Raw genomic sequence first — 15,209 nt, forward strand, 5'->3', positions numbered from 1 at the left:
TTATGTCTATTGAATTAAATACTCTACACTATGTATATCTCTTATTCACATTGATAATATTAGGTGTAATGATTAAAAAGAGAGATACTACATTAGTTTGTATTTTGGGAATATTTATATTAGCGCTTATTGCAACATCTTCACTATCACAATCTATAATGGGTGTTTTTAATTCCTTCATATATGCCATAGTGGAACTAATGGGAACCATTCTGATTATTTCCATAATAGTGGGGATGAGCACTATACTGACTAATACGGGAATAAATGAAATAATGATTTCGCCCTTTACTAAATTAATCAAAAGCCCTACATTGGCATACTGGATAATAGGAATACTTATGATGATTATATCCTGGTTTTTCTGGCCTTCACCAGCAGTGGCATTAATAGGAGCAGTTATGTTGCCTATAGCAGTAGGTGCAGGATTGCCAGCCTTAGGAGTAGCTGTAGCTATGAACTTATTTGGTCATGGAATAGCTTTATCAGGAGATTTTATTATTCAAGGTGCTCCAAAACTTACGGCAGATGCAGCGGGATTAGCAGTAGGAGAAGTGATATCAGCTAGTATTCCATTAGTAATTACTATGGGATTGGTTACAACTATCGTAGCTTTTATTTTATTAAAGAAGGATTTAAAAAGTGGTAAGCTTAAATTAGAAAAGACTAATATTAATAAAATAGAGGAAGATGAAGAAAATATAAGAGAAGTTTTAAGTATAAAAACTAAAAAAATCTTAGCAATAGTGATTCCAGTATTATTTGCCGTAGATGTGATAATCATGTTTATAGCAAATCTACAGGGTGGAGATGCTACAGCTTTAATAGGAGGTACTGCAATATTTATACTTGTAGTGGTTTCACTTTTAACCTATAAGGGAAAGGCATTGGAGGAAATAACAAAACATTTAGTAAAAGGATTGAAATTCGGGTTTGAAATATTTGGTCCAGTTATTCCAATAGCTGCCTTTTTCTATTTAGGAGATGAAGGTTTCCTAAAGGTCATTGGAGAACTCTTACCTCAAGGTTCAGAAGGTTTAGTAAATGATTTAGGTATAGCATTGGCCAGCATTGTTCCTTTAAATACAGAAGTAGGAGCAGTAACTCTTACGACTGTAGGAGCTATAACAGGATTAGATGGTTCCGGATTTTCAGGTATATCTTTAGCAGGTTCAGTAGCTAGACTATTTGGAGCAGCCATAGGAAAGGGAGTAGCCACACTTACAGCATTAGGTCAAGTAGCAGGTATATGGGTTGGTGGTGGCACAATCATCCCATGGGCAGTTATTCCAGTAGCAGCTATATGTGGTGTAGATCCATTTGAACTAACAAGAAGAAACTTTAAGCCTGTGGTCATTGGTTTAATTGCAACTACAATTGTAGCCATATTTATAATGTAGATATTTAATATGAGTAAATATTTAAAAGGTTTCCTAGAATATAAAAGTTTTAGGAGGCCTTTTATTTTAATAAAAGATATATATAGTATAAAGCATATGATATAATAATATCAAACTATAAAGGGGGTACAAGGTATGAGAATATATTTTAGATTATTAGTGGTACTAGTCATTGTGACATCAGTAATAATGGGGTGTACTAAAGAAACCATCATAAATAAAGAGGTAAAAGCCATAAGCTTTTCTTATCAAGATGGTACACCTGCCTTAACAGCCTCTAAGATTGCTATGGAGAACCCAATTTTAGATAAATACATAGATATTAACTATGAATTAGTAAAATCCCCAGACTTACTAGTTGCTAAAATATTGAAAGAAGAGGCAGATATAGCCATAGTTCCATCAAATCTTGCAGCTCAAGCTTTTAATAAAGGGCTATCCTATGAAGTTATTGGAACTTCTGTATGGGGATCACTCTATTTAACAAGTACAGAAAAGATAAATAGTGTTGAAGAATTGAAGGGTAAAGAAATATATAGTTTTGGAAAGGGTCTTACTCCAGATTTAGTCTTCAGATATATTCTAAATGAAAATGGCATAGATCCAGATAAGGATGTAAATATAAATTATTTAAATGCTGCTCCAGAAGTTGGTGCTGTATTTTTAAGTGGAAAAAGTAATTTAGCAGTTTTAGCTGAGCCACTACTTACTACAGTAATGATGAAAAAAGAAGATGCTAAAGTAGTCCTTGATTTAAATAAAGAATGGGAAAAGGTAACAGGTGCAGAAAATGGTTTCCCCCAGGCAAGTCTAATAATAAAAAGGGATTTAATAGATAATAATCTAGAGTTTGTAAAGAATTTTATTAAAGCTTATGAGGAAAGTAGAAAATGGGCAGGAGAAAACAAAGACAAACTAGCTAAATATGCAGAAGAACTTGAAATCAGTGTAAATAGAGATACAATAGAGAAAGGAATTACATGGAATAGTATGGAAACCTTTAATATAAAGGATTGTAAAGAGGAGTATGAGGTTTATTACAATGCCATATTAGATTTTGCACCAGATTTCATAGGGGGAAAAATGCCAGATGAAAAGCTTTATTTTGAAAAATAGAAGATTATCTATTATTTCAAAAGGATTAATAATAGTCATATGGATACTGCTATCAAGGATTATAGATAATGAGGTAATATTTCCTACAATAAGTAGTACATTCCATAATATTATAGATATAATCAGTAGACCCAATTTTCTTCTTATTATAGGATATTCTATAATAAGAACTGTCATTGGATTTGCTGTTTCATTATTTTTAGGGATTATTGTTGGGATATTATCTAGTCTTTATAAGATTATATATTATTTAATGACACCTATAATAGATTTCTTAACTTCAGTACCAACCATGGCGATTATTATACTAGCTCTTATATGGCTGAATAATGAATTTGCACCAATGTTTGTAGGATTTATTATGGTATTTCCAATACTATATGAAACAGTTTTGAAAGGAATACTAAATGTAGATAATAACATTATAGAGATGGCAAGGATATATAAAGTAGATAAAATAACGATTATAAAAGACATCTACATACCAAATATTTTTATAAATTTAAGCTATATTTTTTCTTCTGCAATGGGAATTAACTTTAAGATGGTAATAGCAGGAGAGGTCTTATCACAGCCTAAATATGCCATAGGAAGCAGTCTTCAGTTGCAGAAAATGTATTTAAACACTTCTGGAGTTTTTGCTTGGATAATAATAATTTTACTTATCGCTAAGATATTTGAGTATATATTAGAAGGGATAAAATATTTATGTATGAAGTTAAGAACATAATTAAAAGTTATAATGATTTAAAGGTATTAGAAAATATTAGCATTGATTTTTCTAAAAATAAAACAACATGTATTTTAGGGCATTCTGGCTGTGGAAAAACTACTCTTTTAAATATACTATCAGGAATAACGAAAGAAGATTCAGGAGAAATAATAGGATTTAAAGAAGATATATCTTTTGTTTTTCAAGATGATAGACTTATTCCATGGAAGAATGTAAAAGACAATATAAATTTTGTTTTGAAAGGAAAAATGAGTAAAGAGCAAATAGAAACTACTATAGATAAATATTTAAAATTAGTAAATTTACAGGAATATAAACACTATTATCCTAAAGATCTAAGTGGTGGAATGCGGCAAAAGATAAGTATATTAAGAGCATTTGCATATCCTTCAAACTTGCTTATAATGGACGAGCCTTTTAAATCCTTAGACATTAATAGTAAGCAAATATTAATAGATTTTTTAAAAGAATTAAGAATAATTGAAAATAAAACATGTATAATAGTAACCCATGATATAGAGGAGGCAATAGCTTTAGGTCATAGGATAGTAATACTAACAGAAAAACCTACCAAGGTAAAAAGAGTAATAGAATTAGATAATATCAAAGATAAACTTCAATTAAAAAGACTTATAGAAAGAGAGTTAACTGGCTAAAAGTATAATAAATGAAGTATCTAGAATAAACTAGATACTTCATTTTATATTAACCTAATACATCCATACTTTTTTCTTCAATAAATTGATTAGTATATAGATTATAATAATAACCTTTCTTCTTAATCAATTCTTTATGGTTTCCTGATTCTTCTATTCTACCATCTCTTATAACTAAAATTCTATCTGCGTTTTTTATGGTAGATAATCTATGGGCTATAACAAAGGAAGTCCTTCCATCTAATACTTTGCTAATAGCATCTTGAATGATTTTTTCAGTTTCAGTATCTATAGAAGAAGTTGCTTCATCTAGTACAAATAGTCTTGGATTTCTGACTACTGCTCTTGCAAAGGATATAAGCTGTTTCTGACCAGTAGAAAGTAATCCACCACCTTCACCGACTTGCATTTCATATGCTTTTTCAGTCTCCATTATAAAATCATGGGCATCTACTAATTTACTAGCTTGAATAATTTCCTCATCATTAGCATCTAAGTTTCCATATCTAATATTATCTTTTATTGTACCACTAAATAGATGAGGAGACTGTAGCACATATCCAAGATTTTCATGTATCCAGTTTTGAGGCATATCCTTATAATCTATACCGTCTATTAAAATTTCCCCAGAAGTAGGTTCATAAAATCTACAGAATAGATTTACTATAGTTGACTTTCCAGAACCAGTTTCTCCAACTAAGGCTATGGTTTCACCAGGGTTAACCTTTAGGTTGAAGTCTTGAAGTACAGTTTCACCATTTTTATAGGAGAATGATACATTTTTAAATTCTATTGATCCCTTAATATCAGGCCAAGTATCTTTCTTTGGATCTAAAAGGTCACCATATTTTTCCACTACATCATTTCTATCGATTATTTCAGGAACTTCATTAAGAAGAGAAAACACTCTTTCGGCAGAAGCTTGAGCTGCTTGTAATTCAGCAAATATTACGGCTATTTGGCGAACAGGCTCAAAAAACTGAGTAGTGTAAGAAATAAATGCAAATAGAGTTCCATAGGATATAGCATTTAGCATAACAGATTTACCTCCATAGGATAGAGCCAAAGCAGTACCCACGCTACCTAAAGTAAGAACTATAGGTAGGTAAACAGAAGAAATTATAGTAGCCTGTATTGATCTATCTCTCATAGAAGTGGTTATATCCTGAAATTCTTCTAAGTTTATATCTTCTCTAACTAAAGTCTTTGTAGTTTTAGCACCCTGTATATCTTCGTTATATGCGGCAGTAATCCTAGAGTTTATTTTTCGTACATCTCTTTGAGCTTGTAAAATTTTCTTCTGAAAATAAAAACTAACTATAGCTATAAGAGGTATAACAGATAAAGTGATTAATGCTAGTTTCAGATTTAATTTAATCATGGCAATGGTAACAGCAAACATCATAGAAAATCCCCAAGCCAAGTCTACTAAGGACCAAGATATGGTCTCAGATAATCTGGAAATGTCAGATGTCATTCTAGACATTATCCAGCCAACTGCCTTATCATCATAGTAGGATAATGGAAGAAGCTGAAGTTTTTCAAAACCTAGTTTTCTTATATCGTATGCCATTTCCATCTCCAGTTTTCCTGCCTTAGAGATAAATAGATAAACTGTAAGAGCCAAGGCTATTACTGCTAACAAATATATAATACTAAATGTCTTTATACCAGTTATAGTACTATTTTCAACAAAAGTATCTATGGCATATTTAGTTAAAAGTGGGAAGATGGAGTCTAGTACTCCTAGAACTATCATCATTAAAGTAAGTATGGCAAATTGCTTTTTATAGGGTTTTAAATATTTAAAGAAATTTTTCCATACACCAATCTGGATTTTATCATAATTTAAGTTTTCTTGTTCCAAATTAACACCTCCTAAAGATTTATTACTTCGTCATCTAAAGAATTTTGTATACTATATACTCTCTTATATAGTCCTTCTTCATTAATTAAACTATTGTGAGTACCACTTTGAATAATTTTTCCCTTATCTATTACAAGGATTAAATCAGCTTCAGATACAGTTGAAATCCTATGGGATATAATAAAGGTCGTGGCCTTGTTTTTTCTTTCCTTTAATGCTTTTCTAATAGATATATCAGTTTCTGTATCCACAGCAGAAAGAGAATCATCAAAAATAACAATAGGCGAATTGTTTATTATGGTTCTAGCAATGGCCATTCTTTGTTTTTGACCACCAGACAAAGAAACACCACGTTCTCCAACTAATGTTTCATAACCTGATTCAAAGGAATTTATATCTTCGTGGATAGAAGCAATTTTAGCAGCATCAAATACCATTGAATCTTTTAATGAAGGATTGGCAAGCCTTATATTTTCTTTAATAGTTTTAGCATAGAGGAAAGGTTCTTGAAGCACCAATCCTACATTTTTTCTTATCCAAGCTTTATCTATGGAATTAAGCTCCACACCATCTATCTTTATAGAACCTTGATTATATCCATATAATCTTGGAAGTAGATGAACTAAAGAAGATTTACCAGAACCTGTAGGTCCAATAAAAGCAACAGTTTGACCTGACTTTATATTAAATGTAATATCTCTTAATACAGGCTTATCTTTTTCGTATTCAAAATAAACATTTTTAAATTCAATATTACCTTTAACTTTAGGCTTAATATGGTTTTCATCTAGTACTTCTATAGGTTCCCTCAGTATTTCATCAATTCTGTTTAAAGATACAAAGGCCTTACCCATATCAGTTAAAGTTCTTCCCATTTGCCTAACAGGCCATATAATCATATTGATATAACTAGTAAAGGCTATTAATATACCTAGAGATATTTCACCTTTATAAGTTAAATAAGAACCAAATATTATTACACATCCTACTTGAGTCATACTAAGAAAATCTGATAGAGCCCAATATAAAGATAGATTTTTAATGAGTTTATAAGTTAAGTTTTTATAATCTAAGTTCTTTTCATCAAATTTATCTACTTCAAATTGTTGTCTAGAAAATGCTTTAACGACTCTAACTCCTGTTAAATTTTCTTGTAAAGTAGTAGTCATTCTAGCTTCAGCTTCATCAGAAGCTTCAAAGTTCTTTTTAACCTTCGTAAAGAATATGAAGGAAAATAAAAATGTAATAGGTAATACTAAAATAGATACTATGGTCAACTTAATGTTAAGCTTTAACATTACATAAAGTATAAATACCAGCATAAATACAGAGCCAGCTACTTCTACAAGTTGAATAGCCAAAAATCTTCTTATGGTATCTACATCAGATGTACATTTTTGTATAAGTTCTCCAGTTTCACTTTTAACATGAAATTCGTAAGGTAATCTTTGAATATGATCATATAGCCTATCTCTAATTTTCTTAGTTGCATTTTCCGCAGCCTTACTAGCTAAAGTATTTTTTAAGTATAAGAATATACCCCTTAATACAGCAACAAAAATAAGAATAAGTCCAATAATCCATAACCGATTTTTAATTATTTCTTTTCCACCTAATAAATCTACAATACTTTGAATAACAGGGGAGGTAATGGGAGCTTCTCCTATTACGCTATCAACTGTAGTACTTAGGATTAGAGGGGTAACAGTAGTGAGCACTTGAGATATAAGAATTGACAACATTCCAAATAAATAAATGACTTTATACCCTTCCATGAAGTTTAATAGTTTTTTTAAGTTTTTCATTTTTTCCCTCCTTAATAAAAAAAACCATAGGTATAATCCTATGGTTAATTATAGACAGATTAAGACGGCATAATCTCAATATAAAAAGGTATAAAAAAACCATAGGCTAACACACCTATGGTAAATAGTTTCTACAATAAAATACTAAAACTTATTAATAGGTCGTGCTAAAACTTTTATAAAATTTTCATTTGCTTTACCTAAATAATTAAATCTGATCATCTTCACGACCTCCTTTCTTATATTTGCCAATAATACCATTATATACGAAAATTTAGAAAAATCAAGTATCTTTTTAAAAAATTTAAATAAAAAATTTAAATAAAAAGAGCTGCTTAAAAGTAATATATTTAAGTACTCTAAAACAGCTCTTTGAAGATTATCTATTTATATATTTAGAGAACCAAGATTTTCCTTTTTGATTTATTATATGATGAAAATCATCTATGGGTATGTCTCTTTTAGTACATAATAGTTTTATATCTCGTTCTAGTTCACAGGGAATTTTAGCAGCAGTTCCACAGCTAGAACTAACTTGTCTTGGCACAGGCATTAATTTTACATCTATATTACTTTCTTTCATAAAGTTTTCAAAGATTAATGCGTGTTGGGTAACATGAAATGTAACTACACAGTAAAAGTCTTCCATTAACTCACCTATTTTTTAATATTTAATTTAAATTCTCCATTGTTTTCTTCTACGTTCACATTATACCCTTTTCCAGTAACAAATCTAGTAATATTTTCAACAGCAACATGAGTATCCACCAAGACTTCCAATGATATATTGGGGTCAGAATCAATTTGATTTTTAATCATAATTACAGGTTCAGGACAAGATCTACCTCTAGCATCAATAATATTAGCCATTTATCTTAACCTCCTTAGATTGAGAATTAGATTTTTTAGTATCTATTATAACTCCATAGGCTATAATTAAAATAAATAGTATACCCATTATGACAGCTATTTTACCATTAGCTGTAGCACCACTGGCACTGGAAGCTAACCCAAAATTATGAGCAAAAGCAGCACCAGCTATAAGGCCTAGAACTGTAACTCCAGCATCAGTATCTCCTTGACTAGCTAAAATGGTCTGTCTAATAGGACATCCGCCAAGTAAGACAGAACAAAGGCCTACAAGGACCATGCCTAAGAAATTCCAAAGATGATTAGTATGGGCTACTGGTTGATCCATAAATCCTAAGTGGAATTTATCAAAATTTAAAACAAGATTTCCAGCTAAAGCAAATACGAATATTCCAATTAATCCCCATAGAAAATAAGAGTCTTTAATTAATATTAAATCTCTAAATCCGCCGGCAGTACAAACCCTACTTCTTTGAAGGGCCATACCAACCACCGCACCCAATATTAAAGCTATGACAATGGGTGCAGCCATAGAGCCAGGACCTTCACTACTAAATAAGATAAATGCAGGTCTTATAACTAAGAAAATAAGTAAAATAATAGCTATAATTGGATAAATAAATCCAGCAACTTTTGGTTGGTCTATACTTTTGCCAAGAGTATATCCCTTTTTAAGAAATTGAACTCCAATAAATATTCCTGCTACATATCCTCCCAAACCTACTAAAGCATTTAAATCTCCATTTGCTAAACGCAAAATCATACGAAGAGGACATCCTAAAAATACAAGAGCCCCTATCATTAAAAAGAACCCTAAAACAAACCTTATTAATGGTGAAGAACCACCCTTAACCTTAAAATCTCCTGTCATATAAGCAATAATAAAAGAACCAAAGATTATTCCTATAATTTCAGGTCTTATGTACTGAACTACCTCAGCACGATGTAGGCCCAGTGCACCTGCAATATCTCTCCAGAAGCAAGCAATACAGATACCCATATTCCCAGGATTTCCTAGCTTCATTAAAATAGCACCGACAAGTCCCACAATACCACCGTAGATAAACATTTTACGTTTACCACTCATTTTACAAACCTCCTTTGAAAAATAACTATCAAGCATAGTTAAATTATATACAAATAGCTTTAAATAGAAAAATAGAAAATATCTATGGCTTAATTATAACCATAGATATTCTCTATCCACAAAATGGAAATTATATTTAAAACTTATTTTAATAAAGATTCTTCAAGTAACTCTAAATCAATAATTTGCAATTTGTCTTTATGATAGTCGATTATTCCATCTGCTTTCATTTTCATTAATTCCCTAGACAAAGATGGCCTTGGTACATTTAATAACTCAGCCATTTTCCTTCTACAAAATGGGAGCATCAATAATTTACTATTTTGTCTTTCATATTCCATTAAAATAATATTTGCTATTTTCTTTCTGACGCTATCATAGGAAAGATTTGTAATTCTATTGTTTAACATCAGTATTCGATTAGATAAAACTGATACAAAATTATTCAGCACTTTGTCATCCTTAGTCATTAGTGTAATTATATCATCTTTAGATATATACATTATCTTCGAATTACTAGAAGAAACTATGGTGGCAGGATATTTATGAGCACCTGAAAATACTAGGGCTTCACCAAAGACATTACCAGATTGAAAACTACTTATGGTAACAACTTTCCCAGAAGGAAAAGGTTTCTGAATTTCCACTGTACCACTAATTATTATACCTAAACTATTACAATCATCATCTTCAATTGCGATTATATCATCTTTTCTATAATCATTTATACTATAGGGTACAGAAGAAATTAAATTCTTTATTTTGTCCCTTTCTACATTTTTAAAAAGTATAGATTTACTCAAACTATCTAAATATTTCTCCATTATGAACTCCTTTCTAAATACTAGTATTCTTAATAATAGAAAGATTATTTAGTTAATAATTATATCATATACGGACTAATCTTATAACATAAATAGGGATAACTATTATTTTGAATAAGGAGTATAATAATTTAAGTTTATATAGTCAGAAAATTAGTCAGAAAATGTAAGATAATTCAAATTAAAGTGAAAATTTGTAAATTCATACTTGGACAATTTATGTGATACTGGTATAATTTACATGTAGTTATAAATATATCAATTGAAAGGGGTGATTAGAATGTTATTTGATAGGAAAAAAATAACTAGAAGTTTGGTAGTTGTTGTATCAATTATTTTTATTTTTAGTATTGGTTCTGATGCAAAGTCATCTAATGTAAAAACTCCGATTAGAGCTCCAATGGAAAATTCCAATAGTGAATTAAAAAGCTTTGAATCAAAAAATGATACTGGAGAAGATTGTGAATATTGTTATGGTAGTATTTATGAAGGAATTGAAAAAATATATGGCAGAACTGATATAGCTGGCAGCAGGTGTTACCATTGCATTAGACAAAGTGGAAATCATGCAACTAAAGTATATGCACGTAGAGAAGTTAAAAAGTGTTCTAACGGATGTACCTATGAAACTTTAGAATACTTACCTACAGAATATAGATGTTACTAAATATAAGTAATTAGTACTTTAATAATTTTAGAACTGTACCAGCGGGGTATAGTTCTATATATTTTTTGTAGTAATATATAAACTAGTATAAATATAATTAATGATAAAATAATAGTTATAAATAAGTTTTGTTTAAAAAATATTGGGTAATAACATAAAGGATATTGTAAACTTTGAGAAGAAAAATCTCATAAAATTAAAAAGGAGCCTTTCAAATGAACAAAATCATGTTAATTAGCAGATTAAATCCTCAAGACTATACGGAGGAAAGGAGAAAAATATTTTTCTTATTAGGTGATACAAATAATGTTATAATAGAAAATAAGATTATAGATATTATACATAATTTGGGCGAAGTAGATTTAAACGATATAGTTTTAAAATATAATGGAATTGAATTAAATATTGCTACACAACAGATCCCTATTATAGTTAAACTTCTATGTAATGAAAATATTTCAATATATAGCATTTACCAATACTATAATCCAGATTTATAAAACAGCTAAAAGGGGTGAACAGATGAAATATTTTGAAGGAATCAAAGGAAAATTACTCTTAATCGCTATTATAGTAATACTTATTCTAGGTTCCATTGGATATGCTAAAATTTCTGTACAAAGAAAAACTAAGATGTTATCTAATACAGTGGAGGAAAAGGTTACTAGATTAGTAGAGTTATCCACGGTAAAATATAATTATACAAATGTAGTAGAATATGAAAATAAAATGCAAGTAAGTGGAGTAAATCTTCCATTTACTAATAAAAGATTTATTCTAAAATATAGTGGATATATTAAAGCTGGAATAAGTCTAGATACAATGGAAGTAAAAGTGAAAGATAAAGAAACAATAGAAATAATAATGGACAATGCAGAAATCTTTGAAAATGTAATCCCTGAAGAAGAGGTTTATTTTTTTGATGAGAAGGAATCCATATTTAACAAATTAAGCTTCAAAGACCTTTATGTAGTATTAATAGAAGAAAAAGATAAAATGGAAAAGGAAGTAGTAGAGAAAGGCCTTTTAAATGATGCAGAAAAAAATGGCAGCGAAATCATAAAGTCACTGCTGGAAGGAATGGGATTTAAAAGTATAACTATTAGATTTAAATAGATCCTCTTATATATGCAACTATTTTATAAATTAAGTTCTTATAATAAGCTTAATTTATAAAATAGTTGCATATTAATGTATAGGGAGGGATGGTGGTGAATAAAAAGGCAAAAATGTTTATTCTAATAACATTATTAGTTATTGTTTTTTTAATTTTAGGAAACTATATACATAGATATTCATTTATGAAAAAAATTAATTCAGAAAATGTTTATCTTAAAAATAAGGAACAAAAATATACTATATTAATCGAAGTTGATACAAAACAACTAAAACTAGTAGATAGAGAAAATGAAAATATAGTAAAAACATATCCCATAGCAACAGGAAAACCAAGTTCACCTACTCCCTTAGGGACATTTAAAGTTATAGAGAAGGGACAATGGGGAGAAGGTTTTGGAACTAGGTGGATGGGACTTAATGTACCTTGGGGTAAATATGGTATTCATGGAACTAATAAACCAGGATCAATAGGTGGTAATTTATCTGCTGGATGTATCCGTATGAGAAACAGAGATGTAGAGGAACTTTATTCTATGGTCAATCAAAATACCATAGTTGTAATAACTAATGGACTATATGGACCGTTAGGTCAAGGATTTAGAGAGTTAAAGCCTGGAGATAGGGGATCTGATGTATTAGAAGTACAAAAAAGATTAGCCCAAAAGGGATATTATGAACAAGAGTTAGATGGGATTTATGGCGAAAATATGAAATCATCTTTAATTAGATATTTAAAGGAAAATAATATTGAATTAACTGATAGGATAAACCAAAGGATATATAATTCATTAGGTATTCTTATAATGGAATAATAAATTATGATTAATCTAATAGAATTAGGGTATTATGTGATAGAGAAGAAATAAATGAATAAAAATTATAAACAATGGGGGTATATATTATGGCATCAGAAAAATTATTAAATGCACTTAATGATCAATTTAATTTTGAATTATTATCTGGGTATTATTATATGGGAATGGCTTCATACTGCTCTGATAAAAATATGAATGGATTTGCCCATTTTTTAATAGAGCAAGCTAAAGAAGAGTATGAGCACGCTATGAAATTCTATGACTTTATCTATGATATGGATGGAAGAGTAAGAACTCAAGCTATGGATCAACCTCAAAACGATTACAACTCATTCTTAGAAGTATTTGAGGCAGCACTTGGACATGAGAAATTAGTTACTACTAAAATAAATGAATTGGTAGAAATGGCAGAAGAAGAGAAGTCATATCCAACTATCCAATTTTTACAATGGTTTGTTGAAGAACAATTAGAAGAAGAAAACAGTATGAAAGATATAATATTTAAACTAGAGGGAATTAAGGATAGCTTCCATGGATTATATCTATTAGATAAGGAGTTAGGAGCAAGATAATATAAATAAAAAAAGATAGACTTAAGTCTATCTTTTTTTTATTATGGCTATTAAACTATTTTGTAGTTCCACCCATGTTTTGTTGAGCCATTCTAACTAAGTTCTTAGTCATATATCCACCAACATAACCATTTTGTCTTGATGGTAAGTTACCTTTATCCATTGAATCATAGTTTGCCATACCTAATTCAGAAGCTATTTCTAATTTCATTTGGTTAAGAGCTTGACGTGCTTCTGGAACAAGAATTTTGTTACTGTTGTTAGTATTTGTAGTCATTTTGTATTTCTCCTTTCAAATAATTAATTTTGTAAAACTTTGGTGTAGTAGTATTATGTGTAGAAAATAATTTAATAATCATGTAGTATTAACCAGTATTGAAGCTGTTTTCCAGTTTTACCATAAACATCAAAATTTAAAAAAACTTTCTCTCTTTCACATAAATGAAATACCTCCTAAAATTCAAAACTGAATTTTAGGAGGTGTTTTTATGATTTAAAGTTTTGTAAATATATGATATAATGAGCTGCTTAGATATATAGAATAGGAGGAATAAACTTGGAAGAATTATTAGTAGGCATTAAAAGTCTTCAATTTAATCAGGTGCTGATGTTTATGGTTGGTGGTGTACTTATTTATTTGGCAATTAAAAAGGATTATGAACCAATGTTGTTATTGCCAATAGGATTTGGAGCAATACTTACAAACTTGCCTGTTGTTGCAGGTATCCCAGGAATAGCCAGTGATGAAGGAATTTTAGGAATACTTAAAAATGCAGGGATTTTAAATGAATTATTTCCGGCTTTAATTTTTATAGCAGTAGGAGCAATGATCGATTTTTCACCGTTACTTCAGATGCCATCTATGCTATTTTTTGGTGCAGCTGCACAATTTGGAATTTTTATGACTATAATATTTGCAAATAAATTAGGTTTTGACATTAAAGAAGCAGCATCCATAGGTATTATAGGAGCGGCAGATGGACCAACATCTATATTTGTGGCTACAAGGTTTGCTAAACATTTGCTCGGACCAATTTCTGTAGCAGCATATTCCTATATGTCCTTAGTACCTATGATTCAACCAGTAGTTATAAAGATTTTAACTACTAAAGAAGAAAGAAAAATAAGGATGGAATATAAAGAAGTTAAAATTTCTAAAACTGTAAAGATAATATTTCCAATAGCAGTTACTGTAATATCAGGTATTATAGCACCTATATCTGTTACTTTAATAGGATTTTTAATGTTTGGAAATCTTATTAGAGAATCTGGTGTATTAGAGAGATTATCACAATCAGCCCAAAATGAATTAGCTAATTTAGTCACTTTACTACTAGGTATAACTATTGGTTCCACCATGACAGCAGATGCGTTTCTTAATGTTGATACTTTAAAAATAATGGGACTTGGATTAGTTGCATTTATATTTGATACAGCAGGCGGAGTATTATTTGCTAAGTTTTTAAACTTATTTGTGAAGAAAAAGTACAACCCTATGGTTGGAGCTGCTGGTATTTCTGCATTCCCAATGTCTGCTAGAGTAATACAAAAGCTAGCTAAAGAAGAAGATCCTATGAACTTCGTTTTAATGCAAGCAGTATCAGCCAATGTGGCTGGACAAATAGGTTCAATTATAGCAGGTAGTATTGTATTGATATTGTTATCTTAGGAGGAATAG

Annotated in this window: 17 protein-coding genes; 10 read left to right on the forward strand and 7 right to left on the reverse strand. The window is 29.9% G+C overall.

The window, feature by feature from the left end; translation table 11 throughout:
* The first annotated feature begins 2 nt into the window (after positions 1–2).
* The 4 genes from RBU61_RS02805 to RBU61_RS02820 all read left to right on the forward strand — a co-directional run bounded on the left by RBU61_RS02805 (position 3) and on the right by RBU61_RS02820 (position 3,905).
* On the forward strand, positions 3–1,400 hold the full coding sequence (locus tag RBU61_RS02805; RefSeq protein WP_308878036.1) for a hypothetical protein: 1,398 nt from the start codon (positions 3–5) through the stop codon (positions 1,398–1,400).
* A 135-nt stretch (positions 1,401–1,535) separates the two neighbouring features.
* Complete coding sequence (locus RBU61_RS02810; RefSeq protein ID WP_308878037.1) at positions 1,536–2,516, forward strand: MqnA/MqnD/SBP family protein; 981 nt, start codon at positions 1,536–1,538, stop codon at positions 2,514–2,516.
* Positions 2,491–3,246: an ABC transporter permease subunit gene (locus RBU61_RS02815; RefSeq protein ID WP_308878039.1), complete on the forward strand. Its 756-nt coding sequence runs from the start codon at positions 2,491–2,493 to the stop codon at positions 3,244–3,246. The genes RBU61_RS02810 and RBU61_RS02815 overlap by 26 nt, the downstream gene beginning before the upstream one ends.
* Positions 3,225–3,905 carry an ABC transporter ATP-binding protein gene (locus RBU61_RS02820; RefSeq protein ID WP_308878040.1) on the forward strand — a complete coding sequence of 227 codons (681 nt, stop codon included), beginning with the start codon at positions 3,225–3,227 and terminating at the stop codon, positions 3,903–3,905. The genes RBU61_RS02815 and RBU61_RS02820 overlap by 22 nt, the downstream gene beginning before the upstream one ends.
* Before the next feature lie 49 nt (positions 3,906–3,954).
* Here the strand turns inward: RBU61_RS02820 and RBU61_RS02825 are convergent, their stop codons facing one another.
* The 6 genes from RBU61_RS02825 to RBU61_RS02850 form a co-directional block, all read right to left on the reverse strand.
* Positions 3,955–5,772: an ABC transporter ATP-binding protein gene (locus RBU61_RS02825; protein ID WP_308878042.1), complete on the reverse strand. Its 1,818-nt coding sequence runs from the start codon at positions 5,770–5,772 to the stop codon at positions 3,955–3,957.
* A gap of 11 nt (positions 5,773–5,783) precedes the next feature.
* Positions 5,784–7,577: an ABC transporter ATP-binding protein gene (locus RBU61_RS02830; RefSeq protein WP_308878043.1), complete on the reverse strand. Its 1,794-nt coding sequence runs from the start codon at positions 7,575–7,577 to the stop codon at positions 5,784–5,786.
* 379 nt (positions 7,578–7,956) lie between these two features.
* The gene (locus tag RBU61_RS02835; RefSeq protein WP_308878044.1) at positions 7,957–8,226 is read right to left on the reverse strand and encodes a DUF3343 domain-containing protein; all 270 of its coding nucleotides are present in this window, start codon (positions 8,224–8,226) and stop codon (positions 7,957–7,959) included.
* Between the two features lie 8 nt (positions 8,227–8,234).
* Positions 8,235–8,447, reverse strand: a complete 213-nt coding sequence (locus RBU61_RS02840) for a sulfurtransferase TusA family protein (RefSeq protein ID WP_308878045.1) — start codon at positions 8,445–8,447, stop codon at positions 8,235–8,237.
* Positions 8,440–9,534: a YedE family putative selenium transporter gene (gene yedE, locus RBU61_RS02845; RefSeq protein WP_308878047.1), complete on the reverse strand. Its 1,095-nt coding sequence runs from the start codon at positions 9,532–9,534 to the stop codon at positions 8,440–8,442. Before yedE ends, RBU61_RS02840 begins: the two co-directional genes overlap by 8 nt.
* Positions 9,535–9,677: 143 nt before the next feature.
* Positions 9,678–10,358 (reverse strand): Crp/Fnr family transcriptional regulator, encoded by a 681-nt coding sequence (locus tag RBU61_RS02850; RefSeq protein ID WP_308878048.1) that lies wholly within the window; start codon positions 10,356–10,358, stop codon positions 9,678–9,680.
* A 280-nt stretch (positions 10,359–10,638) separates the two neighbouring features.
* On the opposite strand from RBU61_RS02850, the gene RBU61_RS02855 reads away from it, so the two are divergent.
* From RBU61_RS02855 to RBU61_RS02875, 5 genes are all read left to right on the forward strand, one after another.
* The gene (locus tag RBU61_RS02855; RefSeq protein WP_308878049.1) at positions 10,639–11,025 is read left to right on the forward strand and encodes a hypothetical protein; all 387 of its coding nucleotides are present in this window, start codon (positions 10,639–10,641) and stop codon (positions 11,023–11,025) included.
* Between the two features lie 215 nt (positions 11,026–11,240).
* Positions 11,241–11,525 carry a hypothetical protein gene (locus tag RBU61_RS02860; protein WP_308878050.1) on the forward strand — a complete coding sequence of 95 codons (285 nt, stop codon included), beginning with the start codon at positions 11,241–11,243 and terminating at the stop codon, positions 11,523–11,525.
* Between the two features lie 22 nt (positions 11,526–11,547).
* Positions 11,548–12,141 (forward strand): DUF4230 domain-containing protein, encoded by a 594-nt coding sequence (locus RBU61_RS02865; protein ID WP_308878051.1) that lies wholly within the window; start codon positions 11,548–11,550, stop codon positions 12,139–12,141.
* Between the two features lie 89 nt (positions 12,142–12,230).
* On the forward strand, positions 12,231–12,956 hold the full coding sequence (locus RBU61_RS02870; protein WP_308878052.1) for a L,D-transpeptidase family protein: 726 nt from the start codon (positions 12,231–12,233) through the stop codon (positions 12,954–12,956).
* 89 nt (positions 12,957–13,045) lie between these two features.
* Entirely contained in the window at positions 13,046–13,531 is a 486-nt protein-coding gene (locus tag RBU61_RS02875) for a ferritin (RefSeq protein ID WP_308878053.1), read from the forward strand.
* Between the two features lie 55 nt (positions 13,532–13,586).
* On the opposite strand, the gene RBU61_RS02880 is transcribed toward RBU61_RS02875, so the two are convergent.
* A complete protein-coding gene (locus RBU61_RS02880; RefSeq protein ID WP_308878054.1) occupies positions 13,587–13,808 on the reverse strand; it encodes an alpha/beta-type small acid-soluble spore protein in 222 nt (73 codons plus the stop codon).
* Between the two features lie 279 nt (positions 13,809–14,087).
* On the opposite strand from RBU61_RS02880, the gene RBU61_RS02885 reads away from it, so the two are divergent.
* Positions 14,088–15,200 (forward strand): sodium ion-translocating decarboxylase subunit beta, encoded by a 1,113-nt coding sequence (locus tag RBU61_RS02885; protein ID WP_308878055.1) that lies wholly within the window; start codon positions 14,088–14,090, stop codon positions 15,198–15,200.
* The last annotated feature ends 9 nt before the right edge of the window (positions 15,201–15,209 follow it).

It is taken from the genome of Tissierella sp. MB52-C2 (assembly GCF_030931715.1).
Classification (GTDB): Bacteria; Bacillota; Clostridia; order Tissierellales; family Tissierellaceae; genus Tissierella.